General features: G+C 72.4%; 21 protein-coding genes and 1 pseudogene. 14 read left to right on the top strand and 8 right to left on the bottom strand.

Translation table 11 applies throughout. The annotated features are described in order from the left end of the window. Positions 1–35: 35 nt before the first annotated feature. Positions 36–1,463 (bottom strand): UDP-glucose dehydrogenase family protein, encoded by a 1,428-nt coding sequence (locus ACLQ2X_RS13465; RefSeq protein WP_425681332.1) that lies wholly within the window; start codon positions 1,461–1,463, stop codon positions 36–38. Positions 1,464–1,711: 248 nt separating this feature from the next. Between ACLQ2X_RS13465 and ACLQ2X_RS13460 the strand changes: the two genes are divergently transcribed. After that, the gene (locus ACLQ2X_RS13460) at positions 1,712–2,878 is read left to right on the top strand and encodes an acyl-CoA dehydrogenase family protein (RefSeq protein WP_425681331.1); all 1,167 of its coding nucleotides are present in this window, start codon (positions 1,712–1,714) and stop codon (positions 2,876–2,878) included. Positions 2,879–3,303: 425 nt separating this feature from the next. Next, entirely contained in the window at positions 3,304–4,641 is a 1,338-nt protein-coding gene (locus tag ACLQ2X_RS13455) for a DUF2079 domain-containing protein (protein ID WP_425681330.1), read from the top strand. A gap of 162 nt (positions 4,642–4,803) precedes the next feature. Here ACLQ2X_RS13455 and ACLQ2X_RS13450 read toward each other — a convergent pair whose 3' ends face one another. Next, positions 4,804–5,463: a hypothetical protein gene (locus ACLQ2X_RS13450; protein ID WP_425681329.1), complete on the bottom strand. Its 660-nt coding sequence runs from the start codon at positions 5,461–5,463 to the stop codon at positions 4,804–4,806. Positions 5,464–5,486: 23 nt separating this feature from the next. On the opposite strand from ACLQ2X_RS13450, the gene ACLQ2X_RS13445 reads away from it, so the two are divergent. Then, a complete protein-coding gene (locus ACLQ2X_RS13445; RefSeq protein WP_425681328.1) occupies positions 5,487–6,002 on the top strand; it encodes an acyl-CoA thioesterase in 516 nt (171 codons plus the stop codon). A 318-nt stretch (positions 6,003–6,320) separates the two neighbouring features. Beyond that, a complete protein-coding gene (locus tag ACLQ2X_RS13440) occupies positions 6,321–8,309 on the top strand; it encodes an acetoacetate--CoA ligase (protein WP_425681327.1) in 1,989 nt (662 codons plus the stop codon). Positions 8,310–8,432: 123 nt separating this feature from the next. Here the strand turns inward: ACLQ2X_RS13440 and ACLQ2X_RS13435 are convergent, their stop codons facing one another. Then, positions 8,433–9,122, bottom strand: a complete 690-nt coding sequence (locus ACLQ2X_RS13435; RefSeq protein ID WP_425681326.1) for a TIGR03089 family protein — start codon at positions 9,120–9,122, stop codon at positions 8,433–8,435. A gap of 150 nt (positions 9,123–9,272) precedes the next feature. On the opposite strand from ACLQ2X_RS13435, the gene ACLQ2X_RS13430 reads away from it, so the two are divergent. Next, complete coding sequence (locus ACLQ2X_RS13430; RefSeq protein ID WP_425681325.1) at positions 9,273–10,418, top strand: glycosyltransferase family 4 protein; 1,146 nt, start codon at positions 9,273–9,275, stop codon at positions 10,416–10,418. A gap of 64 nt (positions 10,419–10,482) precedes the next feature. Continuing rightward, positions 10,483–11,574, top strand: a complete 1,092-nt coding sequence (locus ACLQ2X_RS13425; RefSeq protein WP_425681324.1) for a mannose-1-phosphate guanylyltransferase — start codon at positions 10,483–10,485, stop codon at positions 11,572–11,574. Positions 11,575–11,649: 75 nt separating this feature from the next. Here ACLQ2X_RS13425 and ACLQ2X_RS13420 read toward each other — a convergent pair whose 3' ends face one another. Further along, the gene (locus ACLQ2X_RS13420; RefSeq protein WP_425681323.1) at positions 11,650–12,228 is read right to left on the bottom strand and encodes an NUDIX hydrolase; all 579 of its coding nucleotides are present in this window, start codon (positions 12,226–12,228) and stop codon (positions 11,650–11,652) included. A gap of 296 nt (positions 12,229–12,524) precedes the next feature. Here ACLQ2X_RS13420 and ACLQ2X_RS13415 point away from each other — a divergent pair, with 296 nt between their 5' ends. After that, entirely contained in the window at positions 12,525–13,517 is a 993-nt protein-coding gene (locus tag ACLQ2X_RS13415; protein ID WP_425681322.1) for an ArsR/SmtB family transcription factor, read from the top strand. Positions 13,518–13,537: 20 nt separating this feature from the next. Here ACLQ2X_RS13415 and ACLQ2X_RS13410 read toward each other — a convergent pair whose 3' ends face one another. Both ACLQ2X_RS13410 and cofD read right to left on the bottom strand, forming a co-directional pair. Then, complete coding sequence (locus ACLQ2X_RS13410; RefSeq protein ID WP_425681321.1) at positions 13,538–14,623, bottom strand: coenzyme F420-0:L-glutamate ligase; 1,086 nt, start codon at positions 14,621–14,623, stop codon at positions 13,538–13,540. Then, the gene (cofD, locus tag ACLQ2X_RS13405; RefSeq protein WP_425681320.1) at positions 14,620–15,567 is read right to left on the bottom strand and encodes a 2-phospho-L-lactate transferase; all 948 of its coding nucleotides are present in this window, start codon (positions 15,565–15,567) and stop codon (positions 14,620–14,622) included. The genes ACLQ2X_RS13410 and cofD overlap by 4 nt, the downstream gene beginning before the upstream one ends. A gap of 100 nt (positions 15,568–15,667) precedes the next feature. Here cofD and ACLQ2X_RS13400 point away from each other — a divergent pair, with 100 nt between their 5' ends. From ACLQ2X_RS13400 to ACLQ2X_RS13375, 6 genes are all read left to right on the top strand, one after another. Further along, entirely contained in the window at positions 15,668–16,678 is a 1,011-nt protein-coding gene (locus tag ACLQ2X_RS13400) for a hypothetical protein (RefSeq protein ID WP_425681319.1), read from the top strand. A gap of 105 nt (positions 16,679–16,783) precedes the next feature. Beyond that, positions 16,784–19,309 carry a bifunctional FO biosynthesis protein CofGH gene (locus tag ACLQ2X_RS13395; RefSeq protein ID WP_425681318.1) on the top strand — a complete coding sequence of 842 codons (2,526 nt, stop codon included), beginning with the start codon at positions 16,784–16,786 and terminating at the stop codon, positions 19,307–19,309. Between the two features lie 150 nt (positions 19,310–19,459). Next, the gene (locus ACLQ2X_RS13390; protein WP_425681317.1) at positions 19,460–19,753 is read left to right on the top strand and encodes a hypothetical protein; all 294 of its coding nucleotides are present in this window, start codon (positions 19,460–19,462) and stop codon (positions 19,751–19,753) included. A 71-nt stretch (positions 19,754–19,824) separates the two neighbouring features. Continuing rightward, entirely contained in the window at positions 19,825–21,222 is a 1,398-nt protein-coding gene (locus ACLQ2X_RS13385; RefSeq protein WP_425681316.1) for a DUF4331 domain-containing protein, read from the top strand. 55 nt (positions 21,223–21,277) lie between these two features. After that, positions 21,278–21,571, top strand: a complete 294-nt coding sequence (locus ACLQ2X_RS13380; protein ID WP_425681315.1) for a phospholipase — start codon at positions 21,278–21,280, stop codon at positions 21,569–21,571. 458 nt (positions 21,572–22,029) lie between these two features. Then, positions 22,030–22,290 (top strand): WhiB family transcriptional regulator, encoded by a 261-nt coding sequence (locus ACLQ2X_RS13375; RefSeq protein WP_013284161.1) that lies wholly within the window; start codon positions 22,030–22,032, stop codon positions 22,288–22,290. Positions 22,291–22,407: 117 nt separating this feature from the next. Here ACLQ2X_RS13375 and ACLQ2X_RS13370 read toward each other — a convergent pair whose 3' ends face one another. Beyond that, positions 22,408–22,857 carry a metallopeptidase family protein gene (locus ACLQ2X_RS13370; protein ID WP_018787548.1) on the bottom strand — a complete coding sequence of 150 codons (450 nt, stop codon included), beginning with the start codon at positions 22,855–22,857 and terminating at the stop codon, positions 22,408–22,410. Positions 22,858–23,010: 153 nt separating this feature from the next. Here ACLQ2X_RS13370 and ACLQ2X_RS13365 point away from each other — a divergent pair, with 153 nt between their 5' ends. Then, positions 23,011–23,379 carry a DUF3499 domain-containing protein gene (locus ACLQ2X_RS13365; protein WP_425681314.1) on the top strand — a complete coding sequence of 123 codons (369 nt, stop codon included), beginning with the start codon at positions 23,011–23,013 and terminating at the stop codon, positions 23,377–23,379. A 94-nt stretch (positions 23,380–23,473) separates the two neighbouring features. Here the strand turns inward: ACLQ2X_RS13365 and ACLQ2X_RS13360 are convergent. Beyond that, positions 23,474–24,067, bottom strand: a pseudogene (locus tag ACLQ2X_RS13360) (NAD(P)/FAD-dependent oxidoreductase); the annotation flags it as partial. Positions 24,068–24,077 lie beyond the last annotated feature (10 nt).

Raw genomic sequence — 24,077 nt, 5'->3', positions numbered from 1 at the left:
AAGGTTCCCGGCCGGCCGGTCCGACGCTCAACGGGTCAGGGGCGACCCAGACCCCGGTACTCCCAACCCGCCTGCGTCCACAGTGTCGAGTCCAGGCAGTTGCGCCCGTCGACCACCTTGCGCCCGTTGGCCAGTTCGCCGAGCGCGACCGGGTCGGCGTTGCGGAACTCGGCCCACTCGGTGAGCACACACACCAGGTCGGCGCCGCGTACCGCGTCGTTCATGTTCTCCTCGTACGTCAGCTCGGGCACCGCCCGGCGCGCGTTCTCGATCCCCTGCGGGTCGAACACGTGCACGTCGGCGCCGGCCTTGCGGAGCAGCGCGGCGACCGCGAGGGCGGGCGCGTCGCGTACGTCGTCGGTGTTGGGCTTGAACGTGGCGCCGAGGACCGCGACCCGGGTGCCGGAGAGGTCCGGGCCGGCCGGCCCGGAGCGGCGGCCGAGCAGTTCGGCGGCGAGCTGCACCACCCGGCTGCGGCGGCGCAGGTTGATCAGGTCGACCTCGTGCAGGAAGCGCAGCGCCTCACCGGCGCCCAACTCCTGGGCGCGGGCCTGGAACGCCCGGATGTCCTTCGGCAGGCAGGCGCCGCCGAAGCCGAGCCCGGCCTGCAGGAACCGGTTGCCGATGCGCGGGTCGTAGCCGATGGAACGGGCGAGCTGGGTGACGTCGCCGCCGGCGGCCTCGCACACCTCGGCCATCGCGTTGATGAACGAGATCTTGGTGGCGAGGAACGCGTTCGCGGCGACCTTGACCAGCTCCGCGGTGGCGAAGTCGGTGACCACCAGCGGCACCTCGCGGTCCTCGGTGGCGGCCAGGTCGAAGACCCCCTTGTGGGCGGCGAAGAGCATGCCGTTGGCCCACTCGCTCTTGACCCCGACCACGATCCGGTTCGGACGCAGCACGTCGTCGACGGCGAAGCCCTCCTGGAGGAACTCCGGGCTCCACGCCACCTCGACGCCGAGGTCGTCCCTGGTGTGCTTGCCGACCAGCTGCTCCACCCACTCCGCGGTCCCCACCGGCACGGTGGACTTGCCGACGATGAGTGCCTTGCGGGTCAGGTGCTGGGCCAGGTTGGTCACCGAGGCCTCGACGTAGGACAGGTCGGCGCCCATGCCGTCGGCCCGCTGGGGGGTGCCGACGCAGATGAAGTGCACGTCGCCGAAGTCGGCGGTCTCCTGGATGTCGGTGCTGAACCGCAGCCGGCCGGCGGCCAGGTTGCGGCGCAGCAACTCGTCGAGGCCGGGCTCGTGGATCGGCACCTGGCCCGCGTTCAACTTGGCGATCTTGTCCGCGTCGACGTCGAAACCGAGCACCTCGTAGCCCAGCTCGGCGTAGCAGATGGCGTAGGTCGCACCGAGGTAGCCGGTGCCGAGGAACGTCACCCGGGGTCGGGCGGCGCCGGATGGCGGGGTCACTGCGGCGATGGCGGGCATCGGCTGGGAGTTCGGGTACGGGATCGTCACGCCTGTCTTCTCCGCTCGCACTGGCGGCGCTTCCTCGCGTCGCATTCTGCTGGGGCGCCTAGGCCGGTCGCCGAGGGAACTGAGTTTCTGCTGTGAGGGTAGTGGCCTCCGACGGGTGACGCTCGAGCGCGAGCCTACCCGCCGGTAGGGTTCCGTCCGAGCCGGTGGCTATCCTTCAGTTTGCGGCAGTCGTCGGCCCTCGGGCGGCACAGACTGCGCATGATAGCGGTGGAAGGGGAGGGGCCGACATGGCCGCAGAGCAGTCGTTCGAGGTCTACCGGTTGCCGGAGGAGCACGAGGCGATCCGGGAGGCGGTCCGTGAGGTCTGTGCGGCCAGAGTGGCCCCGCACGCCGCCGAGGCGGATGAGACAGGTGAGTTCCCCAAGGCGTCCTTCGAGGCCCTGCGGCAAGCCGACTTCCACGCCCCGCACATCCCGGTCGAGTACGGCGGCGCCGGCGCGGACGCCCTGGCCACGGCCATCGTCATCGAGGAGGTGGCGCGGGCCTGCGCGTCGTCCTCGCTGATCCCGGCGGTGAACAAGCTGGGCACCATGCCGCTGCTGCTGGCCGGCTCCGAGGAGCTGAAGCGGAAGTACCTCACCCGGGTCGCCACCGGCGAGGGCATGTTCTCCTACTGCCTGTCCGAGCCGGAGGCCGGCAGCGACGCCGCCTCGATGACGACCAGGGCGGTACGCGACGGCGACCACTGGGTGCTCAACGGCGTGAAGCGGTGGATCACCAACGCGGGCGTGTCCGAGTACTACACCGTCTTCGCTGTGACCGACCCCACAGCCCGATCCAGGGGGATCTCCGCCTTCGTGGTGGAGAAGTCCGACCCGGGGGTGAGCTTCGGCGCGCCGGAGAAGAAACTGGGCATCAAGGGCTCGCCCACCCGCGAGGTCTACCTCGACAACGTCCGCATCCCGGCCGACCGCATGATCGGCGCCGAGGGCACCGGCTTCGCCAGCGCCATGCGGACGCTCGACCACACCCGCGTCACCATCGCCGCCCAGGCGGTCGGCATCGCGCAGGGCGCGCTCGACTACGCCAAGGGCTACATCCAGGAGCGCAAGCAGTTCGGCAAGGCGATCGCCGAGTTCCAGGGCATCCAGTTCATGCTCGCCGACATGGGCATGAAGCTGGAGGCGGCGCGGCAGCTCACGTACGCCGCCGCCGGCAAGTCCGAGCGGGGCGACGCGGACCTGACCTACTTCGGCGCGGCCGCCAAGTGCTTCGCCTCGGACGCCGCCATGGAGATCACCACCGACGCGGTGCAGCTACTCGGCGGTTACGGCTACACCCGTGACTACCCGGTCGAGCGGATGATGCGGGACGCCAAGATCACCCAGATCTACGAGGGCACCAACCAGGTGCAGCGCATCGTCATGGCCCGTCAGCTTCTCAAGAACTCCTGACGTGGGAGTCGGCGCCAGCAGATGACGGCGCGGGCGGGGCGCAGGAAGGCCCAGTGGTTGTCGTCGTCGTAGCCCCGATCGGCATACCGCCGGTCGGGGTGCCGCCCGGCCCGACACATTCCCGGAGATCATCGCGCTGACCGTCGCCGGGCACCGGGAACCTCAATCGCACGTCCTTTCTCGTACCGGACCAGTCCGCCGGTGCGCGCGCCACCGGGTGTCGGCGGCTCCGGGCAGGCCGCCTTGTCCGCCCCGCCGGTGCCGGTCAATATGTACCGATGCGACGCGACGAGCTGGACGCCCGCACAACCAGACCGATCCGGCGCAGACCCGATAGGCCGGGACAGCCCCGCCCTACCGCACCACCAGAACCGCCCGAGTCCGGCAGGTGGCGGCTGGCGCGCCCGCGCGCATTGCCTTACGTGTTGTCGGGAATCGCATTTCTCCTCTACGAACTGTTGTCGGTACTGCGGCACCTCACCGGTCGCACGACCGGATTCGATCTCGGAATCTTCGAACAAGTCGTTCGGAAATACGCGCACCTCGACGCCCCTGTCAGCGAGCTGAAGGGGCCGGGGGTCAACATCCTGGGCGACCATTTCAGCCCGATACTGGCGGCCCTCGGCCCGATCTACCTCCTCGTGCCCGGCCCGGTCACGCTGCTCACGATTCAGGCCGCGGCGTTCGCCCTCTCGGTCGTGCCCATCACCCGGCTGGCCATCAGCGCCTGCGGACCCGGTCTCGGCGGCATCCTCGGCGCGGCGTACGCGTTGTCCTGGGGAATACAGAACGCGGTGGCCTTCGATTTCCACGAGACCTGCCTGGCGGTCGTCCTCGTGGCCTTCTGCCTGGAACGGCTGTACCGGCAGGAGTGGGGGGCGGCATGCGCCTATGCCCTTCCCCTGCTCCTCGTCAAGGAAGACCTGGGGCTCACGGTGGCCGCGATCGGCCTCTACATCCTGTTGCGCGGGCCGAGGAAAATGGGCGCGCTGCTGACGCTCGTCGGTGTGGCCGCCTGCGGTCTGACGATGCTGGTGCTGATCCCGAACTTCAACGGGTACGGCGAGAACACCTACCTGGGTCAGGCCGCCGGTGCGGTGGGAAATCCTCTGGCGCGGTTCGTCATGCCCCTGCAGAAGCTTGAAACCGTCCTGATGCTGCTCGCGCCGGCGGCGTTCCTGGCCCTGCGCTCCCCGCTCCTGCTCATCGCGCTGCCCACGATCGCCTGGCGATTCTGGGCGACCAATACGGCTTACTGGGGGACTGAATACCACTACAGTGCCGTGCTCATGCCCGTCGTCTTCGCCGCTGGCGCGGCAGCCGCGCCGGGTGTCCACGCCTCCATCAGGGCGGCGCTGCCGCGATGTTCCGGACAGTTCCGCCGAACGATCGGCACGTGGTGCGTCGTGTTCGCGGTCCTGCTGTCCGTGAACTCCCCCATCGGCGAACTGTTCCGGAGTGCGCCCTGGCGACCCGTGCTGTCCTCGGCGGAACGGAAAGCGCTGGCGACCATCCCGGACCAGGCGACGGTCGCCGCCGAGAACTCGCTGGCGCCGCAACTCACCAACCGGACGAGGGTCTACCTCTTTCCCAGCTTCCCCCACCAGCAGTTCCGCCCGGACTGGGTGGCAGTCGTCGATCCCCCGAAGAAGGGACTCGCACCGGCCGAGCAGCAACTGGCCGTGATGCGACAACTTCCGGCGCTCGGCTACGACCTGACGGTTCGGATCGAGCAGGTGAGCGTCTACCGGCTGACGCGCTAGGCATGCACCACGGACGCCGGTGACGCACTCCCATCGCCGCGGCGGTCTCCGAGGTGCCATCGCCGGGGCATTCCACAGCAGACGCGGCCGGTTCCGCAGAAGTGCCGAACGGGCGGAACGTGTGGGGCGGGCGGGCCGGGACGACCCGGCCCGCCCGCACGGTCAGCGGCGCTCGGTGGGGTCGTCCGCCCGGTTGGCGCCGCGCGGGGGCGCGGACCAAGGCGACTCGCCGCCCGTGCGGCGGGGCAGGGGTTCCGTGGCGGGCTCCGGATAGGCCAGTGTGAGCGGGGCCGTGTCAGGGTCCTTCGGCGGGCCCGGTGGTGGCCAGTCGGTGGGCGTGGGCCGCTGCTCGGCCCCGGTGCCGGCCGGGGTCAGCTCCGCCCCGGTCGTCGCGGGTGCCGGGACGCGCCGCCACCGCTGCCCGCTGAACACGGCCATCAGCAGCAGCACGCCGATGAGGAACAGCGTGCCGTTGTCCAGTGGGTCGCGCAGCGGCAGCGGGTCACCGAGCAGCTTCAGGTCGTCCGGCACCCGGTCCCGCACGCTGAACGGCGAGACGAACAACCAGACGTACGGGGCCGCGAGCAGCAGCCCCGCCACCAGCGGGCCGAGCGGCGAGAAACGCAGCGTGCCGAGCAGGCCGAGCAGGATGCCGGCAACGCCCAGATAGACGGCGGGCTCGATCAGGTTCGGGGTGCTGTACGTACCGATCTCCACCCAGCGGCTGACGGTCCGCCCAGATCCGTCCTGACCGAGCGTGACGAGCACCCAGGTGACGGGCGCCACCACCAACCCGGCGAGGAAGCTCCAGAGATGTCGCATCCGCGCACCGTACCGTTTTCGGCATGACAGATCATCCCGCGGTCCCACCGGGCAAGCCGACCTCGTACTCCCGCGTCACGCTCAGTCGCATCATGACCGCGGTCGATGTCAATCTGTACGGGACCGTGCACGGTGGGGTACTGATGAAATTCGTCGACGACGTCGCCGGCGCGGCGGCGGCCCGGCACAGCGGCGGCACCGCGGTGACCGCCTCCATCGACGAGATCGTCTTCTCCGAGGCGGTCCGGGTGGGCGACCTGGTGCACGCGCACGCCCAGATCAACTGGACCGGGCACACCTCGATGGAGGTCGGGGTGAAGGTGGTCGCCGAGCGCTGGGACTCGGCCGAGGAGGAGCCGGTGCCGGTCGCCACCGCGTACCTGGTCTTCGTGGGTGTGGACGTGGGCGGCGCGCCGCGGCCGGTCCGTCCGGTGCTGCCCGAGACGCCGGAGGACGAGCGCCGGTTCCGGGAGGCCGAGATCCGCCGCGAGCACCGCCTGGCCCGCCGCCGCGCCATCCAGGCCCACCGCGCCGGTTGAGGTGTAAGGAAGGGCCCCTTGTTAATGCCTGCGGTAGAGGAAGGGGCCCCGCTTAACGCACCCGGGCAGGTGGGCGCGCCTCGCGCGGACGGCGGCCGCCCCGCGGCGTGCGGTGTTAAGCAGGGGCCCTTCCTATGCAGAATGCGTTAACAAGGGGCCCTTCCTTGCGTCCGGGCCACATGAGGTGGGGGTGCGGGGTGTGGGTGGGCCACGCACTGTGGGCGCTGCCTCGGGCGGAGAATGGGGACGCCAGGTAGGGCAAGATGGCGCCACGGCCCGCGCACAGTGTCGTGCCGGGGCCTCAGGGAGGGTGGAACAGTGGGTGACGTGCTGTGGACGCCGCCGGCGGACGTGCGGGAACGGTCCCGGATCGGTGACTACCTGCGCTGGCTGGCCGAGCACCGCGGGCGGGAGTTCGCCGACTACGACGCGCTGTGGCAGTGGTCGGTGACCGACCTGGACGGGTTCTGGCGTTCGATCTGGGACTGGTTCGAGGTGGTCGCGCACACCCCGCCGACCGCCACGCTCGCCGACCGGGGCATGCCGGGCGCCCGCTGGTTCCCCGGTGCCACGCTCAACTACGCCGAGAACGTGCTGCGCATGCCGGGCCTCGCCGACGACGACCCGGCGGTGATCGCTTACGGACAGACCCGCGACCCGGAGACGGTGACCGCCGCGCAGTTGCGGGAGCGGGTCCGCCGGGCGGCCGCCGGGCTGCGTCGGCTCGGCGTGCGGCCGGGCGACCGGGTGGCCGCGTACGCGCCGAACATCCCGGAGACCTACGTGCTGCTGCTCGCCACCGCGAGCCTGGGCGCTATCTTCTCCTCCTGCGCGCCCGAGTTCGGCACCCGCAGCGTCACCGACCGCTGGCAGCAGATCGAGCCGACCGTCCTGGTGGCGGTCGACGGCTACCGGTACGGCGAGAAGCCGGTCGACAGGCGTGCCGAGGTGGCCGCGATCCGGGCCGCGCTGCCGTCGCTGCGGCACACGGTCGCCATCGGCTGCCTCGATCCGGCCGCCCCGGTCCCGGACGGCGCGATCTCCTGGGCGGAGCTGGCGGCCGAGACCGACGAGCCGTCGACGTTCACCCCGGTGGCCTTCGACCACCCGCTCTACGTGCTCTACTCCTCCGGCACCACGGGGTTGCCGAAGCCGATCGTGCACGGCCACGGGGGCATCCTGCTGGAGCACCTGAAGATGCTGGCGCTGCACCACGACCTGGGTCCGGCGGACCGGTTCTTCTGGTTCACCACCACCGGCTGGATGATGTGGAACTTCCTGGTGTCCGGGCCGGCGGTGGGCGCGGCGATCGTGCTCTTCGACGGCAACCCGGGCCACCCCGACCTGGGGGCGCTGTGGCGGTTGGCGGCGCAGACCGGTACCACGTACCTCGGCACGTCGGCGCCGTTCCTGCTGGCCTGCCGCAAGGCCGGCCTGGTGCCCCGCGACGTCGCGGACCTGTCCGCGCTGCGCGGCCTCGGCTCGACCGGCGCGCCGCTGCCGGCCGAGGGTTTCACCTGGGTGTACGAGAACGTGGGGAAGCGCCTCCAGCTCCAGTCGCTGTCCGGCGGTACGGACGTGTGCACCGGCTTCGTGGGCGGGGTGCCGCTGCTGCCGGTGTACGCCGGGGAGATCGCCTGCCGGGCGTTGGGCGCGAAGGTGGAGGCACGCTCGGCGGACGGTACGCCCGTCGTCGGCGAGCTGGGCGAGCTGGTGATCACCGAGCCGATGCCGAGCATGCCTGTGGGGTTCTGGAACGACCCGGACGGCGCCCGTTACCGGGAGGCGTACTTCGAGGTCTATCCGGGGGTGTGGCGGCACGGCGACTGGATCACCGTGAACGAGCGCGGCGGCTGTGTCATCACCGGCCGTTCCGACGCCACGCTCAACCGGGGCGGGGTGCGCCTGGGCACCGCCGAGTTCTACTCGGTGGTGGAGGGGCTCGACGAGGTGGTCGACTCGGTGGTGGTGCACCTGGAGGACGACGAGGGCGGTGCGGGGGAGTTGCTGCTGTTCGTGGTGCTCGCCGAGGGCCTCGAACTCGACGACGCGCTGCGCCGCACGATCTGCCGTGAGCTGCGTACCGCGCTGTCGCCGCGGCACGTCCCCGACGAGATCCACCAGGTGCGGGCGGTGCCCCGCACGCTGAGTGCGAAGAAGCTGGAGGTGCCGGTCAAGAAGATCCTCACCGGTACCCCGGTCGACGCCGCCGCGGCGAAGGGCGCCCTGGTCAACCCGGAGTCCCTCACGGCCTTCGCCGCCCTGGCTCAGCGCCGCACCCGCACCGACGAGCCCACCTCCGCCTAACCCACCCCCACCCCACTCGCCCGCGCGATCTTGCACTTTCCGCCCGGTTAGATCGGGCGAATGCCCCAGGCTGGGGGCGGCAACTGCAAGATCGCGGGGCGCGGGGCGGGAAGGTGGTGCGGGTCAGGTCAGGGTGTGGGTGACCTTTTCGGTTGCGGCGCGGGTGGCCAGGCGGGCCGGGTCGGGGTTGGCGCAGGCGACCAGGGTGGCGCCGGCCGTGAGCGGGGCCAGCAGCCAGTCGACCGGATCGGGGAAGCGGCTCACGTCGACCAGGAGGCGGTCGCCGGGGGCGATCCCCAGCTCCGCGGCGCGGGCCTGCGCGCGGGCCAGCAGCGCCGCGTCCCCGTCCCCACTCTCCGGGTACGGGGTGAAGTGGTCGCCGTGTCCGCGTACCGCCGCGACGAAGTCCACACAGCCGTCCGGCACCTGCCGCATCGGCAGCGCGAACGGGTCCAACGCCAGGGCGTACCGTTCGCAGGCCGCCCACCCGGCGGTCTCGGCGACCCGGTCGGCGGAGACGAACAGCACCTCCACGGGTGCCAGCGTGTCGGTCACGGTCAGTTTCGCCGACCAGCAGCCGAGCAGCACCGCGGCGGTCTGCCAGTGCGGTGGCAGCAGCACGCCGGCCAGGTCGCCGGGGCTGGCGCCGGCCTCGTCGGTGAGCATGTTGGCGGTTTTGGCCACCCAGTTCGCAAGCGTCGCGCCGGAGAGTTCGGTGCGCTCGCCGGTGCCGTCGTCGTACCAGGTCAGCAGCGGTCGGGTGGGGTCGGGCGCGATCGCGTCGGCGAGCACCCGGGCAATGTTGTCGGCCATCGGCGCGAACGATACGCGCCCCGCGCGCGTACTCGATGACACCGACAAGTCGGCGTACCGTCGGGTCGCGGTCAGCGTTGTCGGCTCGGCCCGGCGTAGTCTTGCCGACAGTGTTCTATCCCACAACCGCGCCAGCTGAGGAGTCGCCCCGTGACCGCCGGTCGCCCGCCCCGCGTTCTCATCGACGCCACGAGTGTCCCCGCCGACCGTGGCGGCGTCGGTAGATACGTCGACGGCCTGCTCGGCGCGCTCGGCCGGGTCTGCGGCTCCGACGTGGACCTGGCCGTGGTGAGCCTGCGCACCGACCTGGAGCGCTATCGCCGGATGCTGCCGGGCGCCGAGGTGATTCCGGCTCCGGCGGCCGTGGCGCACCGGCCGGCCCGGCTGGCCTGGGAGCAGACCGGCCTGCCGATGCTGGCCCAGCAGGTCGGCGCGGAGGTGCTGCACTCGCCGTTCTACACCTGCCCGCTGCGGGCCGGCTGCCCGGTCACGGTGACCGTGCACGACGCGACCTTCTTCACCGAACCGGAGCATTACGACAAGTCCCGCCGCACCTTCTTCCGCAGCGCGATCAAGACCTCGCTGCGCCGGGCCAGCCGGGTGATCGTGCCGAGCAAGGCCACCCGGGACGAACTGATCCGCCTGCTGGACGCCGACCCGACCCGCATCGACGTGGCGTACCACGGGGTCGACCAGGCCGCGTTCCACGCGCCGGGCGAGGAGGAGAAGGCCCGGGTGCGTGCCCGCCTGGGTCTCGGCGACAGCAGCTACATCGCGTTCCTCGGCGCCAAGGAACCGCGCAAGAACGTACCCAATCTGATCCGTGGCTGGGCCCGGGCGGTGGCCGACCGGCCGAACCCGCCCGCGCTTGTGGTGGCCGGCGGCCAGGGGCACGACGACGACATCGACCGCGCGGTGGCGGACGTGCCGCCGCACCTGCGGCTGCTGCGTCCGGGCTACCTGCGCTACGCCGACCTGCCCGGCTTCCTCGGTGGCGCGCTTGTCGCCGCCTACCCCTCCTACGGCGAGGGTTTCGGCCTGCCGATCCTGGAGGCGATGGCGTGCGCGGCTCCGGTGCTCACCACGCCCCGGCTGTCCCTGCCCGAGGTGGGCGGCGACGCGGTGGCCTACACCAGCGAGGACCCGGACCAGATCGCCAGTGACCTCGTCGCCCTGCTCGACGACGAGCAGCGGCGGCTGTCGCTGGCCAAGGCCGGCTTCGAGCGGGCCAAGGAGTTCACCTGGGAGTCCAGCGCGGAGGTGCACATCGCCGCCTGGCGCCGGGCATGTTCCTGAGCGCCGTTCGCCGGCCCCGGCCGACCGACCGACCGTGCTCGCCCGCTTCGGGCATGATGTGCTGATGTTCTACGCCGTCATCCCGGCGGGCGGCAGCGGCACCCGCTTGTGGCCGCTGTCCCGCGCCGGCCACCCCAAGTTCCTCCACCCGCTGACCGGCACCACCGACTCCCTGTTGCAGGCCACGGTCGACCGGTTGTCGCCGCTGACCACACCCGAGCGCACACTCGTGGTCACCGGGGCCGCGCACGCCGCGGCGGTGGCTCGGCAACTGGCCGGCCTGCCGGAGGAGAACATCCTGGTCGAGCCGTCGCCGCGGGACTCCTGCGCGGCCATCGCGCTGGCCGCCGCGGTGATCGCCGAACGCACCCCGGAGGCGGTGATGGGCTCGTTCGCCGCCGATCACCTGATCGGCGACCCGGCCCGACTGGTCGAGGTGGTGCGGCAGGCCATCCGCGGCGCGGAGCAGGGGCTGCTGATGACCGTGGGCATCACCCCGACGCGTCCCGAGACCGGCTACGGCTACCTGGAGACCGGCGAGCCGGTGGACGGCGACCCGCTGCGTCCGGTACGCGAGTTCAAGGAGAAGCCCGACGCCGAGGTGGCGGAGGTCTACGTCCGGTCCGGACGGCACCTCTGGAACGCCAGCATGTTCGTCTGGCGGGTGGACGTGTTCCTCGCCGAGCTGGCCCGCCAGCAGCCGGCGCTGCACGCCGGGATCACCGCCATCGCGGCCGCCTGGGGCACCCCCGAGCAGGACGACGTGCTCGGTACGGTCTGGCCGACGCTGCCGAGGATCTCGGTCGACTACGCGGTGATGGAGGGCGCGGCGACGGCCGGTCGGGTAGCGACCGTGCCGGGCGACTTCGGTTGGAACGACATCGGTGACTTCCACACGCTCGGCGAGGTGCTGCCGGCCGACGACGCCGGCAACGTGGTGCTCGGCGGCGAGGCGAAGCCGGGCGTGCTGCTGCACGACACCACCGGGACCGTCGTGGTGCCGCACTCGGGCCGGTTCGTGGCCACCGTCGGCGTGCACGACCTGATCGTGGTGGACACCCCGGACGCGCTGCTGGTCTGCCCCCGGGCCCGCGCGCAGGACGTGAAGAAGGTCGTCGACCAGCTCAAGGAGCGTGGCGAGGAGGGTCTGGTCTGATCCGCGCCGGTCGGCACCGCACCGGCGGTCCGCCGGCCCCGGTGCGTGCGCCGTGCGCCGCCGGCTGTCGCGTTCTCAGCGGGCGGCGCGTCGGGCCAGCGCGGCCAACGCCGGCGTGACCAGTTGGGCGGTCGCGTGGGCGAGTGGCTCGGGCAGCCGGTCCGGCGGAAACCAACCCAGCGCCTCGGACTCGTCGCTGACCCGCTCGGTCGCGCCCGCCGGGGCGAGGGCGGCGTATCTGACGTCGTAGTGCAGCGAGCCGCCCTGGCAGGTCACCGGGTGGATGTCGACGTCGATCGGTTCCGGGTCGATGGTCAGCGCGGCGATGCCGGATTCCTCGGTGGCCTCCCGCAGCGCGGCCGCCGCCAGCGTCGGGTCACCTGGTTCGCAGTGCCCGCCGAGCTGCGCCCACTTGTGGAATTTGCCGTGCAGGCAGAGCAGCACCCGTTCGCCGTTCGGGTCGAGCACCAGCGCGCTCGCCGTGACGTGCCCCGCCCGGTGTGCCCGGCTCATCGCCACCGGACCGTCGGCCAGCAGCGCCAGCGTGCGGTCCCGGTTGGCGGCGGCGGCCGGGCTGGTCGCCGTCCACCGGCTCAGCGTCGTGACGGCGTCGGCGTGCAGGTCGGCGTACGCGGCGAGATCGGTGTCGGTCACCCGGACACTGTACGAGCGCCGCGTGCGTTGCCGTGGCACGCGGCGTGACGGATGAGCGACGGCCGGGTGGCACCCCTGCGGAGTGAATCCGCAGACCCTCGTGGTGCCACCCGGCCACGCCCGTCAGCCGGCGACCGGTTCGACAGCGCGCCCCGGCGTCGGCGGGCAAGGAGAGTCTGCCGAACCGGCTGGGGTTCCGTCGAGGCTTTTCACCTCACGCTTAAAGATGGAGATTAGTGCCGACGGGTAAAGTGCAGGGGTGGCCGGCGCCCCCGCCGCCCGCACGGGAGCATTCCATGCTGAAGATCATTTTCTCGGGCGAGGACGTCCTGCGGACCCGGGTCGCCCCGGGCGCGGATCCGCTCTGGGAGCTGGTCCTCAGCCTGCACCTGCTCCAAGGGCGCAGCCGTGACCCGCTGATGAGCCCGTGGCGGCAGGCCGTGGCGCACGGGCTGCGGACCGACACCAGAGCCGAGCGTTACCGCCTGCTCCTCGCGCTCAACCCGCCGCACGGCTACTTCCCCGACTTCCTCACCCCGTTCGACAGCCGGGAAGGCTTCCGGGCCGGGCTGGAAGCGGTCCTGGGCACCCCGGTCGACATGCTGCGCCGGGATCTCACGCTGCTGTCCGAGGAGAACGCGCTGCCCTCGTCCGCGACCGCCCTCGCCCGCGGCGAACCGGAGGCGCTCAGCCACCTCACCGACTCCATGGCGCGGTACAACTCCTTGGCGGTGACGCCGTACTGGTCCCGGGTGCAGGCCGCGGTGGAGGCGGACCGGGCCCGCCGGGCCCGGGCCATGCTCGACGGCGGCGCCGAAGGGCTGCTGGCCAGCCTCCGGCCCACCATGCGCTGGGGCGGCGGCGTGCTCGAGGTGCTCGACTACCCGGACACCCGCGAGTTGCACCTGGACGGTCGGGGACTGCTGCTCGTGCCGTCGTTCTTCTGCTCGCGTATCCCGGTGGCGCTCGTCGACCCGACGCTGCCGCCGGTGCTGGTCTACCCGGTGGACCGGCTCGCCGGGCTCACCTCCGGCGGCGCCGGGGACGGCGACCCCGCGCAACGCGAGGCACTCGCCGCCCTGCTCGGCCGCACCCGCGCGGCGGTGCTCCACGCCGCCGACGAGGGTTGCACCACAGGCGAGATGGCGCGCCGGCTGCACATCTCCGCCGCCGCGGCCAGCCAGCACACGGGCGTGCTGCGCAACGCCGGGTTGCTGGTCAGCCAGCGCGAACGCAACACCGTCCTGCACACGCTGACGCCGCTGGGCCGGGCGGTCCTCGACGCCTGACCCGCGCCGGGCCCGACGGGTCAGAGCGCCAGGGCGGCGCTGGCGGTGCTCCCCGTCGGGGGTGGCAGGAGCGTGGACGCGACTCCCTCGGCGGCCAGCGCGGTACGCAGGCGCTGCACGTCCGCGCCGAACCGGACCAGGTCCGCCCGGTCGATCGGGGTCGGCGCCGCGCCGAGCACCAGGCCCGTGGCCGAGGCGGGCCAGCCGGGCACGGTGGCGACGAGTCCGGCGCGCACCTCGTCGTCGGTGACGTGCGTGAAGACGGTGCCGGCGGCCACCACGTCGGCGACCGCCGCGACGGCCCGCCGGACCACGGCCGGGTCGGCCGGCTCGGGGCCGGTCCGCTCCGGCAGGGTGGCCGCGGCCCGCAGGCCGGCGGCGTGCGCCTCTGCGGTGCCCAGGGCGAAGAGATCCATCGAGGCGTCGCGGAGCAGGACGCGGGCACCCTCGTCGTCGTCGCGGGTCGCGGCGAGGTAGCCGCGGACGACAGCGACCGGCACCTGGTCGCACTTGCCCTTGATCAGCTCACCGGCGCCGGCCAGCTCGTCGACCACGGCCATCTGGGTGATGTGCAGTTCGTTGCCGTACGGATCGACCTCGCCCCGGTGGTCGCGGATCGCGGGCATGCCGGCCACCCCGAGCGCCACGTCGGTGAGCCCGTTACGCCACGGCCGGCCCATGGTGTCGCTGACGATGACGGCGACGTCGACTCCGTACCGGTCGCGCAGCGCGGAGCGCAGCGCCCGCGCGGAGGCGTCCGGGTCCACCGGTAGCAGCACCAGCCGGGTCTTGTCCACGTTCGAGGCGTCGATGCCGGCGGAGGCCATCACGAACCCGTGGTGGGTCTGCACGATCCGGGTCGCCCCGCGGCTGGCCACCACGCGGGCGGTCTCCCCGGCCAGCACCCGGTCCCGCGCGGCGAGCCGTTCCGGGCCGTCGGCCGGCACGTCCACCAGCCGGCCCTCGGCCTTCGACACGATCTTGCTGGTGACCACCAGCACGTCGCCGTCGCGCAGCCAGGGCGCCGCACCGGCGATCAGCGCCGCCAGGTCGTCGCCCTCGGTCACGTCACCGATGCCCGGCACGGGCAGGATCTCCAGTCTCACATCAGCTCCAGTGCCGCGCGCACCATCGCGGCGGTCGCCGTCTCGTCGGTCATCCGCAGCGGCGCCGCGCGGACCGTCACGTCCGGCACCGCCGTGCCCACGTCCTCCGGCGCGACCAGCCAACCGTCGAGCAGCCCACCGGCGGAGCGGCCGCCGTAGAGGCGACCCACCCCGGCCGCGCTGCACTCCACGCCGAGCACGGCCAGGCAGCGGTCGGCCATGCCGCGCACCGGCGCGCCGCCGATGATCGGTGACACCCCGATCACCGGGGCCGGCCCGCCGGCCACCGCGTCCCGCAGGCCGGGCACGGCCAGCACGGGGGCGATGCTGACCACCGGGTTGCTCGGCGCGACGAGCACCACGTCCGCCTCGGCGATCGCCTCGACCACGCCGGGCGCGGGTTTCGCCGCGTCGGCCCCGACGAAGACGAACCGGTCCGTGGGCACGTCGGCCCGGTACCGCACCCACCACTCCTGGAAGTGGATCGCCCGTCGGCCCTGCCCGTCGGTGACGACGGCGTGGGTCTCCAGCCGGTCGTCGGTGGCCGGCAGCAGGCGTACGCCCGGCTGCCAGCGGGTCGCCAGAGCCTCGGTGACCTGGGACAACGGGTACCCGGAGTTGATCATTGTGGTGCGTACCAGATGGGTCGCGAGGTCCTTGTCGCCGAGGCCGAACCAGGTCGGCTCCGCGCCGTACGCGGCCAGTTCGGAGCGGACCGTCCAGGTCTCACCGACCCGCCCCCAGCCACGCTCCGGGTCGGCGCCGCCGCCCAGCGTGTAGAGCACGCTGTCCAGGTCGGGGCAGACCTTCAACCCGTGCAGCAGCAGATCGTCGCCGACGTTGACCACGGCGGTCACCTCGGCGCCCGCCTGACGGGCGTACGCCCGCACGCCGAGCAGGAACCGGGCGCCCCCGATGCCGCCGGTCAGTACCACGATGCGCATGCCGTCCATCCTTGCCTACGGGCCGCCGTCGATCGCGTGGTGGCCGGAGAGACTACGCTCACTTCGGCAACTGTCCGCTTTCATCCCCTGGGGGAGTTCCGTGACCAGCCCCGCCGAGCCCGCGTCCGGTGATGCCGCGCAGGCCAGCCAGTTGACCAAGTCGTTGCGCGAACTGGCCGCGCTCGTCCTGCTCGGCGCCAACGCCGTGCTTCTCTTCGTCGGCCTGCTGCGCCTGCTGGTGCCGGTCGACGACTACAGCACGTTCAGCGGTCGGGCGGGGAGCACCTACTTCGCCTTCATGGGGCTGGAGGCGACGGTTCTGCCGTTGCTTGCCGTCCTGCTGGCCACCCACATCCACCCGGTGCTGGCCAAGGCGAAACTGATCACCCTGGTGGCGCTTGTCGAGTACGGCGTGTCCGTCGTGTTCGGCGCGCTGACGTTCCTGATCTGGCTGGTCGGCCGGCTCGCCGACGGTGAGGTGCTGGACGCGTTCCTCGGTCTGCTGACCCGGGTGGCCTGGTTGGCGATCTTCGCGGTCGCCGCGTACATGGTGTTCAAGATCTGGCGCACCCTCTTCTACGTGCCGAAGCCCAAGGCGCAGCCGGGCGTGTACGGCCAGGCCCAGCCTGGTTGGCCGCAGCAGCCCGGTCAGCCCGGTGGCTACCAGGGTGGCTACCCGCAGCAGCCCGGTCCGGGTCACCCGCAGTCCGGGTCGACGCCGCCCGGCTGGCCGCAGGCCGGCCCGTACGGCCAGCCGCAGTCGGCCCCGCCGTTCAACACCGCCCCGCCGCACGCCCCGCAGTCCGCTCCGCCGGCCGTCGAACCGCAGTCCGGCCCGCCGTTCGTCGGGCAGCAGCACGGTTCGCAGTTTGGTGCCCCGCAGCCCGGCCAGCACCAGTCGACGCCGTACGGCCAGCCGCAGTCGACGCCGTACGGCCAGCAGCAGTCCGACCCGTCGTACGGCCAGCCGCAGTCGGCGCCGCCGTTCGGCCAGCCGCCGTCGGCGGACCCGACCCAGGCGATCCCGCGCCAGTCCGCCGAGTCGGCGAACCCGGGCGAGGACGAGCGCACCCAGCGCTTCGACCGGGAGGACCCGAACCAGCCCCGATGACCCGTGGCACCGGCGGCAGGCGGGGCCCGCTTTCCACCAAAGACGTGGAGAGGGGGCCCCGCCTCACCTCACCGGTACCCGGCGGGCAGCGCATAGGCTGGGCGGATGGTTGATCGCAGCGACCCCATACCGACCGAGGCGACCGTCCGGCGGGCACTGGGACGGGCCGCCACCGGCCGGGCGTTGGACGCGGGCGAGGCGGCGGCCCTGCTCGCCGCGCGCGGGCCGGCGCTCGACGAACTGCTCGGGGTCGCCGGTGAGATCCGCGACGCCGGGTTGCGCGACGCCGGCCGGCCGGGCGTGGTGACGTACTCGAAGAAGGTCTTCATCCCGCTGACCCGGCTGTGCCGGGACCGCTGCCACTACTGCACGTTCGCCACCGTGCCGCACCGGCTGCCGGCCGCCTACCTGGAACGCGAAGAGGTGCTGGCGATCGCCCGGGAGGGCGCCGCGCAGGGCTGCAAGGAGGCGCTGTTCACGCTCGGCGACCGGCCGGAGGAACGGTGGCCGGCGGCCCGCCGCTGGCTGGACGAGCGGGGCTACGACTCGACGCTCGACTACCTGCGCGCCTGCGCGGTGGCGGTGCTGGAGGAGACCGGCCTGCTGCCGCACCTGAACCCGGGTGTGCTCTCCTGGTCGGAGTTGCAGCGGCTCAAGCCGGTCGCGCCGAGCATGGGCATGATGCTGGAGACCACCGCGACCCGGCTCTGGTCGGAGCCGGGCGGGCCGCACTTCGGCTCCCCGGACAAGGAACCCGCGGTGCGGCTGCGGGTGCTCGACGACGCCGGCCGGGTGGGGGTGCCGTTCACCACCGGCATCCTGATCGGCATCGGCGAGAACCGGGCCGAGCGGGTGGACGCCCTGTTCGCGATCCGCCGGTCGATGCGGGAGTACGGCCACCTCCAGGAGGTGATCGTGCAGAATTTCCGCGCCAAGCCGGACACCGCGATGCGCGGCATGCCGGACGCGCAACTGCACGACCTGGCCGCCACCGTGGCGGTGGCCCGGGTGCTGCTCGGCCCGAAGGCCCGCATCCAGGCCCCGCCGAACCTCATCGCCGGCGAGTACGACCTGTTGCTGCGCGCCGGCATCGACGACTGGGGTGGCGTCTCCCCGGTCACCCCCGACCACGTCAACCCGGAGCGACCGTGGCCGCACCTGGACGAGTTGGCGACCCGTACCGCGAGCGCCGGGTTCACGCTGCGCGAGCGGCTGACCGTCTACCCGGAGTACGTGCGGGCCGGCGGGCCGTGGCTGGATCCGCGGCTGCTGCCGCACGTCACCGCGCTGGCCGACCCGGCCACCGGGCTCGCGGTGGAGGCGGCCCGCCCGGTGGGGCGGCCCTGGCAGGAGCCGGAGGAGGTCCACGGCGGCCGGACCGACCTGCACGTCACCATCGACGTGACCGGCCGCACCGACGACCGGCGGGGGGATTTCGACAGCGTCTACGGCGACTGGGCCGAGGTGGCCGGCAAGGTGGCGCCGCAGGCGCGCGCCGGCGTACCCCTTGCCGCCGGTGCGGACGCCGAGCTGCGCGCGGGCCTGCGCCTGGCCGCGGACGACCCGGCCGCGTTGCTGTCCGCCGCGCACGAGGCGAAGGCGCTGGCGTTGTTCGGTGCGGACGGCCCGGCGCTCGACGAGTTGTGCCGGCTCGCCGACGACGCGCGCCGGGACGCCGTCGGCGACGACGTGACGTACGTGGCCAACCGGAACATCAACTTCACAAACGTCTGCTACGTGGGCTGCCGGTTCTGCGCCTTCGCCCAGCGGGACAGCGACGCGGACGCGTTCCGGCTGTCGCTTGAGCAGGTCGCCGACCGGGCGCAGGAGGCGTGGGCGGCCGGTGCCACCGAGGTCTGCCTCCAGGGCGGCATCGACCCGAAGATGCCGGTCACCGGCTATGCCGACATCGTCCGCGCGATCAAGGCGCGGGTGCCGGGCATGCACGTGCACGCGTTCTCCCCGATGGAGATCGTCACCGCCGCCGCGAAGGCGGGCGTGCCGGTGCGGGAGTGGCTGCTCCAGCTTCGCGAGGCCGGGCTGGACACCATTCCGGGCACCGCCGCGGAGATCCTCGACGACGACGTGCGCTGGGTGCTCACCAAGGGCAAACTTCCGGCGTCCGCCTGGGTGGACGTGGTGAGCACGGCCCACGAGTTGGGCATCCGGTCGAGCTCCACGATGATGTACGGCCACGTGGACCACCCGGGTCAGTGGCTGGCCCATTTCCGGGTGCTGGCCGGGGTGCAGGACCGTACGGGCGGGTTCACCGAGTTCGTGGCGTTGCCGTTCGTGCACACCAACGCGCCCATCTACCTGGCGGGCATCGCCCGGCCGGGGCCGACCTGGCGGGAGAACCGGGCGGTGCACGCGATGGCCCGGCTGCTGTTGCACGGCCGGATCGGCAACATCCAGTGTTCCTGGGTGAAGCTGGGTGACGCCGGCACGGTGGCGATGCTGCGCGGCGGCTGCAACGACCTGGGCGGCACGCTGATGGAGGAGACGATCTCCCGGATGGCCGGCTCGGGCAACGGGTCGGCCCGGACCGAGGAGCAGCTGCGGGCCATCGCCACGGCGGCCGGGCGGCCGTTCCGCAAGCGGACGACCGCGTACGGTCACGCGGGCGCCTGACGTCGAACCTTTTCCCGCCGCCCGCCGTATCTGTGGATGCCGGCGGCGGTGTCGGCGAGTGTCGCCGCCGGTGCCCCCAGCCCGGGGGTCCGGCGGTGTCCGGCCCTCGGCCCGCTGCGGCGCCGCGGCGCCGGCCCGGAAAGGTTGCCGATGAGCACTGACGAGACCACCGACGTGCCGAAGCGGCGGGTGTGGCCGCGGTTGACCCGCCGGCAGACGCTGACCGCCGCCGCGAGTGCCACGTTGGGCGCCGCCGCCCTCACCGTGCCGGGCCTGTCCGCCGCGCAGAACGGCGCGTCGGCACGTCGGTTCGACGAGCCGATCGTGGTGCATCTGCGGGATGCGGCGAGCGGCACGATGGACGTCTTCGTCGGCACGAGTCGGGCCCAGGTGCGCGACCGGGATCTGGCCGACCGCCTGGTGCGCGCCGCCGGGCGGCGCTGAGCCCACCCCGACCGGCGCGGGTACCGGCGCCGGTTTCGACTTCCGTTCCCCCGACGAAGGTGTGGTCCGCCATGTCCTCTCACCGTGAGGCCCCGGAGATCGCCAAGGATCCGGTCGCCGACAGTTCCGACCTGTACGCGTTCGTGACTCCGAGCCGACCGGACACCGTCACGTTGATCGCCAACTACGTGCCGGTGCAGCTTCCGTCCGGCGGGCCGAACTTCTTCGAGTTCGGCGACGACGTCCGGTACGAGATTCACATCGACAACGATGGTGACGGCTTTCCGGATGTCACGTACCGGTTCGAATTCACCACCGAGATCACGAACGAGAACAGTTTTCTCTACAACACCGGGCCGATCGAGTCGCTGGAGAGCGGGAACTGGAACCGGCGGCAGTTCTACCGGCTGACCCGGATCGCCGACGGGCGTGCGCGGGTGCTGGCCCACCGGCTGCCCTGTCCGCCCTGCAACGTGGGTCCGCTGTCCACCCCGAACTACCCGAACCTGGTGCGGCAGGCGACGTTCACGTTGTCCACAGGCGAGCGGGTCTTTGCCGGCCAGCGCGCCGACGGCTTCTTCGTGGACCTGGGCGCGGTGTTCGACCTGGGCACGTTGCGGCCGTTCCAGCAGTTGCACGTGGCCGGGAAGAAGCTGTTCCGGGCCGAGGGGGAGCCGGTCAACGCGCTGGACCGGTTGAACGTGCACAGTCTGGCCGTGCAGGTGCCGCTGGACCGGGTCCGCCGCCGGGCCGGCCGGTACGGCCTGACGGACCGCGCCTCGACCGTCGGCGTCTGGACCAGCGCGTCCCGCCAGCAGGTCCGGGTGCTCGGGGACCGCATCACCGCGGACACCGCCGCGGGCCCGTTCATCCAGGTCTCCCGGTTGGGCAATCCGCTGTTCAACGAGGTGGTCGTGCCGATGTCCAGGAAGGACCTGTGGAACACGCTGCCACCGTCGGAGGACAAGCGGTTCGCCGGTTTTGTCGAGCGGCCCGAGTTGGCCGCGCTGCTGCCGGCGCTCTACCCGGGTGTCTTTCCCCGGCTGGAGGCGTGGAACAAGGCGAAGAAGCCACGCGCCGATCTGGTGGCGCTCCTGCTGACCGGCCTGCCGCCAGGGCTGGTCGACGGCTTCGCCAACACCACCGGGGACGTGCAGGCCGACATGCTGCGACTGAACACGGCGATCCCGCCCAGCCGCTCGCCGGACCGGTTCGGGGTGCTCGGCGGCGACCTGGCCGGCTTCCCGAACGGGCGTCGGGTCGGCGACGACGTGGTGACCGTCGCGTTGCGGGCGATCGCCGGTCTCACCGTGCCGCTGGTGGACCGGACGTTCGCGCCGGACGCCGCGGCGGCAACTGTCACGCCGGGTCTGAGCGCCACCGACGTGACCGCGCCGTTCCTGGCCGACTTCCCGTTCCTCGGTACGCCCTACGACGGGTTCGCCAACCCGTCGGCGACGAGGTCCTGAGGGGGCGGGAATGGGACATCACCATGAGCCGGGCCCGTCAGCGGTCGGCAGCGTCGTGCTCGACCTGGGCGGTACGCGCGGTGCGCTCATCATCCACACCGGCCGGGAGTGGCGCGGTCGCGAAATCGAGATCAGTCGCGTCGACCACGACGGACCGCGTACCCATTCCGCGGTCCGGGAGCGGCACGTCCGCGACGGGGTGTTCCACAGTGCCGTCTATCCGGACCTGGAAGCGGGGCGGTATACCGTCTGGTGGGACGAGCGCACGCCGGCCGGAGCGATCTCCGTCACGGGCGGGTCGATTGCCGAATTTGCCTGGCCAGAGCGTTTTCTACCGCAGGTGGGGTGACCTTTTCCGCAGCTGGCCCGCCGTGCCTCGTCCATCATGTGGACGGGGCGCGGCCGGCGTGGGGCGGCTCGGCGGGCGTTGGTGGGACGGGCGAGTTAACCTTTGCCCCACAATTCTGATCTTGAAACGACGGTCGGCGGGGGCGTCCGACCGGCCCACCCGGTGTTGCGCCACGGCAGAAAACTTGGGGCAACTCGCCGGGGAGGGCGTTACTCGTCCGGGGTCTGAATCGATAGGGCAGGTTGCGAGGCTACGGGCGGCCACAGCGGTCGTCCCGGACGTGTCGGGAGGGCGACTCCATTATCAAGTTTGGCTTGACGGCGCACGCATTACACGCGTGTAATTTGAATGGGGTTGTTCGCGCGGATCCCATCAAATGGGCCCGTACGGACAGGCACGCCTTTCGCGTGGGGGGTTGCAGCGGCGAATGACGCCGGTGCGCGACAAGGAGGCAATCGATGGACGGCCAGCTCGAGGTGGCCGACCTGCTCGGGAACGCGCCGGAGTGGCAGGAGCGGGCGCTCTGCTCGCAGACCGACCCGGAGGCGTTCTTTCCTGAGAAGGGCGGCTCGACCCGCGAGGCGAAGCGCATCTGCTCGCGGTGTGAAGTCAAGACGGAATGTCTGGAGTACGCGCTCGGCCACGACGAGCGGTTCGGGATCTGGGGCGGTCTCTCCGAGCGGGAGCGCCGCAAGCTCAAGCGGCGGGTCGCCGCCTGATCCGGCCGACGACGGGCCTGCGGCGACGGGGATCGCCGGGCCCACGGGGTCGCTGTCCGGCCGGCGGGGGCCGGCCGGGTGGCGGCACTCCGACCGGGGTGCCCGACGCGCGACCGGTCAGGCCAGCTCGTCCGGGTCGACGCCGAGCAGATTCGCCACCTGCTCGATGATCACGTCGTGCACCAGGTCGGCGAGATCCTCGCGGTCCATCGCCCGAAACTCCAACGGCCGCCGGTAGAGCACGATGCGCGGCGGCACCTCCTGCCGGCCCGGTCGACCCGGCAGCAGCCGGGCCAGCGGGACCTCGCCGTCCTCCAGCACGTCCGAGTCGTAGACGTTCAGGTCCGGCGGGACGTCCTCGACGGCGAACTCGACCCCGGCCAACTCCTTGGCGAACCGGCGTTCCAGCGTCTCCACCGTGTCGAGCACCAGGTCGTCGAAGACCTCGGCCTTGGTCCGGGCCAGCGGCACGGTGGCCGGCACCAGCCGCCCGCGCAAACCCCTACCGTGCCGGTCACGGTGGGTGCGCCGGCCGGAGCCGGGGCGGCGGTTCTGCGGGCTCGTCATGACGCACAGGGTAGCCCGGCCCAGGGCCCACCGGCCGGGGCGCGGCCCACCCGGCGTGCCGCTGTGCCGGACGGTGGAATTGTGATCACTGTGACGCGCGTGTCGGAACGCGAAGCGTCGCGCCGAACCGGGTAATGGGGATACCCTGCCGCCGTGAGGTCACCACGGCGCTGCTCCCGTAACGGCTGCCCCCGGCAAGCGGTCGCCACACTGACCTATGTCTACAACGAGTCGACCGCGGTGGTGGGTCCGCTCGCCGCGTTCGCCGAACCGCACACGTACGACCTGTGTGAGCCGCACGCCCGGAGTCTGACCGCCCCGCGCGGTTGGGAGGTGGTGCGGCACGAGGGCGAGTTCGAGCCGCCGCCGCCCACCACCGACGACCTGGTGGCGCTGGCCGAGGCGGTGCGGGAGGCCGCCCGCCCGGCCCCGCCCCGCCCGCCCGAGGACGAGTCCACCAAGCCGCAGACCCCCCAGCAGGGCCGCCGCGGCCACCTCCGGGTGATCCCACCGCACCACTGACCCGTCCACCACGTGATCGGGCCGGGCCGTCAGTGGCCCAGGAAGCGGGAGAAGATCTCGGCCCGCCGGGACGCGCGCAGGGTGCGCTGTTCGGCCTGGTCGGCCCACGGACCAGCTTCGCCGGGTGCACGGCCGCGCAGTGCGGGGTGTACGTGCCGCCGCGTACCCCGTCGGCGGCGCAGCGCGCGGCGGCCTCCCGGGCGTCGAGCAGCACCAGGTCGTCGTCGGTCAGCCCGTGCGCGTGGGCCTGGGCGACGTCGGCGCGGGCCCGGGCCAGTTGCGCCTCGCTGCGGGCCAGCACCACGGTGCCGCCGGCTCGCCAGTCGCAGTCGATGCCCTCGACGGCGACCACCCGCCCCACCTCGCGGACCGTGTCGTGCAGGGCCCGCTGCATGGCCAGTGCCCGGTCCCGGCCGTGCCGCCGGGCCAGCGCCGGCAGCGACGTGGGGAACAGCGCCGAACACCAGCCACCGTTGCGCCCCGAGGCCCCGTACCCGGCGATCTCCCGCTCCAGCACGACCACGCGCAGGGTCGGGTCGGCCTCGGCCAGATAGTAGGCCGTCCACAGTCCGGTGTACCCGGCGCCCACGATCACCACGTCGGCGTCCGTGTCGCCGGGCAACCCCGGCCGCGGGACCAGCGGCTGGTCCAGGCTGGACAGCCAGTACGACAGGTCCCGGTATGCCATGTCCCACCCG

The sequence above is a fragment of the Micromonospora sp. DT31 genome, assembly GCF_049841795.1.
Lineage (GTDB): Bacteria > Actinomycetota > Actinomycetes > Mycobacteriales > Micromonosporaceae > Micromonospora.
Note: the sequence above shows the minus strand (reverse complement) of the source record. Positions and strands in the feature narration are given on the sequence as shown.

What these genes read in the sequence shown, in the direction of transcription:
- ACLQ2X_RS13460 (WP_425681331.1), top strand. Translation starts at nt 1,712, where the DNA reads ATGGCCGCAGAGCAGTCGTTCGAGGTCTACCGGTTGCCGGAGGAGCAC.
- ACLQ2X_RS13450 (WP_425681329.1), bottom strand. Translation starts at nt 5,463, where the DNA reads ATGCGACATCTCTGGAGCTTCCTCGCCGGGTTGGTGGTGGCGCCCGTC.
- ACLQ2X_RS13445 (WP_425681328.1), top strand. Translation starts at nt 5,487, where the DNA reads ATGACAGATCATCCCGCGGTCCCACCGGGCAAGCCGACCTCGTACTCC.
- ACLQ2X_RS13435 (WP_425681326.1), bottom strand. Translation starts at nt 9,122, where the DNA reads ATGGCCGACAACATTGCCCGGGTGCTCGCCGACGCGATCGCGCCCGAC.
- ACLQ2X_RS13425 (WP_425681324.1), top strand. Translation starts at nt 10,483, where the DNA reads ATGTTCTACGCCGTCATCCCGGCGGGCGGCAGCGGCACCCGCTTGTGG.
- ACLQ2X_RS13415 (WP_425681322.1), top strand. Translation starts at nt 12,525, where the DNA reads ATGCTGAAGATCATTTTCTCGGGCGAGGACGTCCTGCGGACCCGGGTC.
- cofD (WP_425681320.1), bottom strand. Translation starts at nt 15,567, where the DNA reads ATGCGCATCGTGGTACTGACCGGCGGCATCGGGGGCGCCCGGTTCCTG.
- ACLQ2X_RS13395 (WP_425681318.1), top strand. Translation starts at nt 16,784, where the DNA reads ATGGTTGATCGCAGCGACCCCATACCGACCGAGGCGACCGTCCGGCGG.
- ACLQ2X_RS13390 (WP_425681317.1), top strand. Translation starts at nt 19,460, where the DNA reads ATGAGCACTGACGAGACCACCGACGTGCCGAAGCGGCGGGTGTGGCCG.
- ACLQ2X_RS13385 (WP_425681316.1), top strand. Translation starts at nt 19,825, where the DNA reads ATGTCCTCTCACCGTGAGGCCCCGGAGATCGCCAAGGATCCGGTCGCC.
- ACLQ2X_RS13375 (WP_013284161.1), top strand. Translation starts at nt 22,030, where the DNA reads ATGGACGGCCAGCTCGAGGTGGCCGACCTGCTCGGGAACGCGCCGGAG.
- ACLQ2X_RS13370 (WP_018787548.1), bottom strand. Translation starts at nt 22,857, where the DNA reads ATGACGAGCCCGCAGAACCGCCGCCCCGGCTCCGGCCGGCGCACCCAC.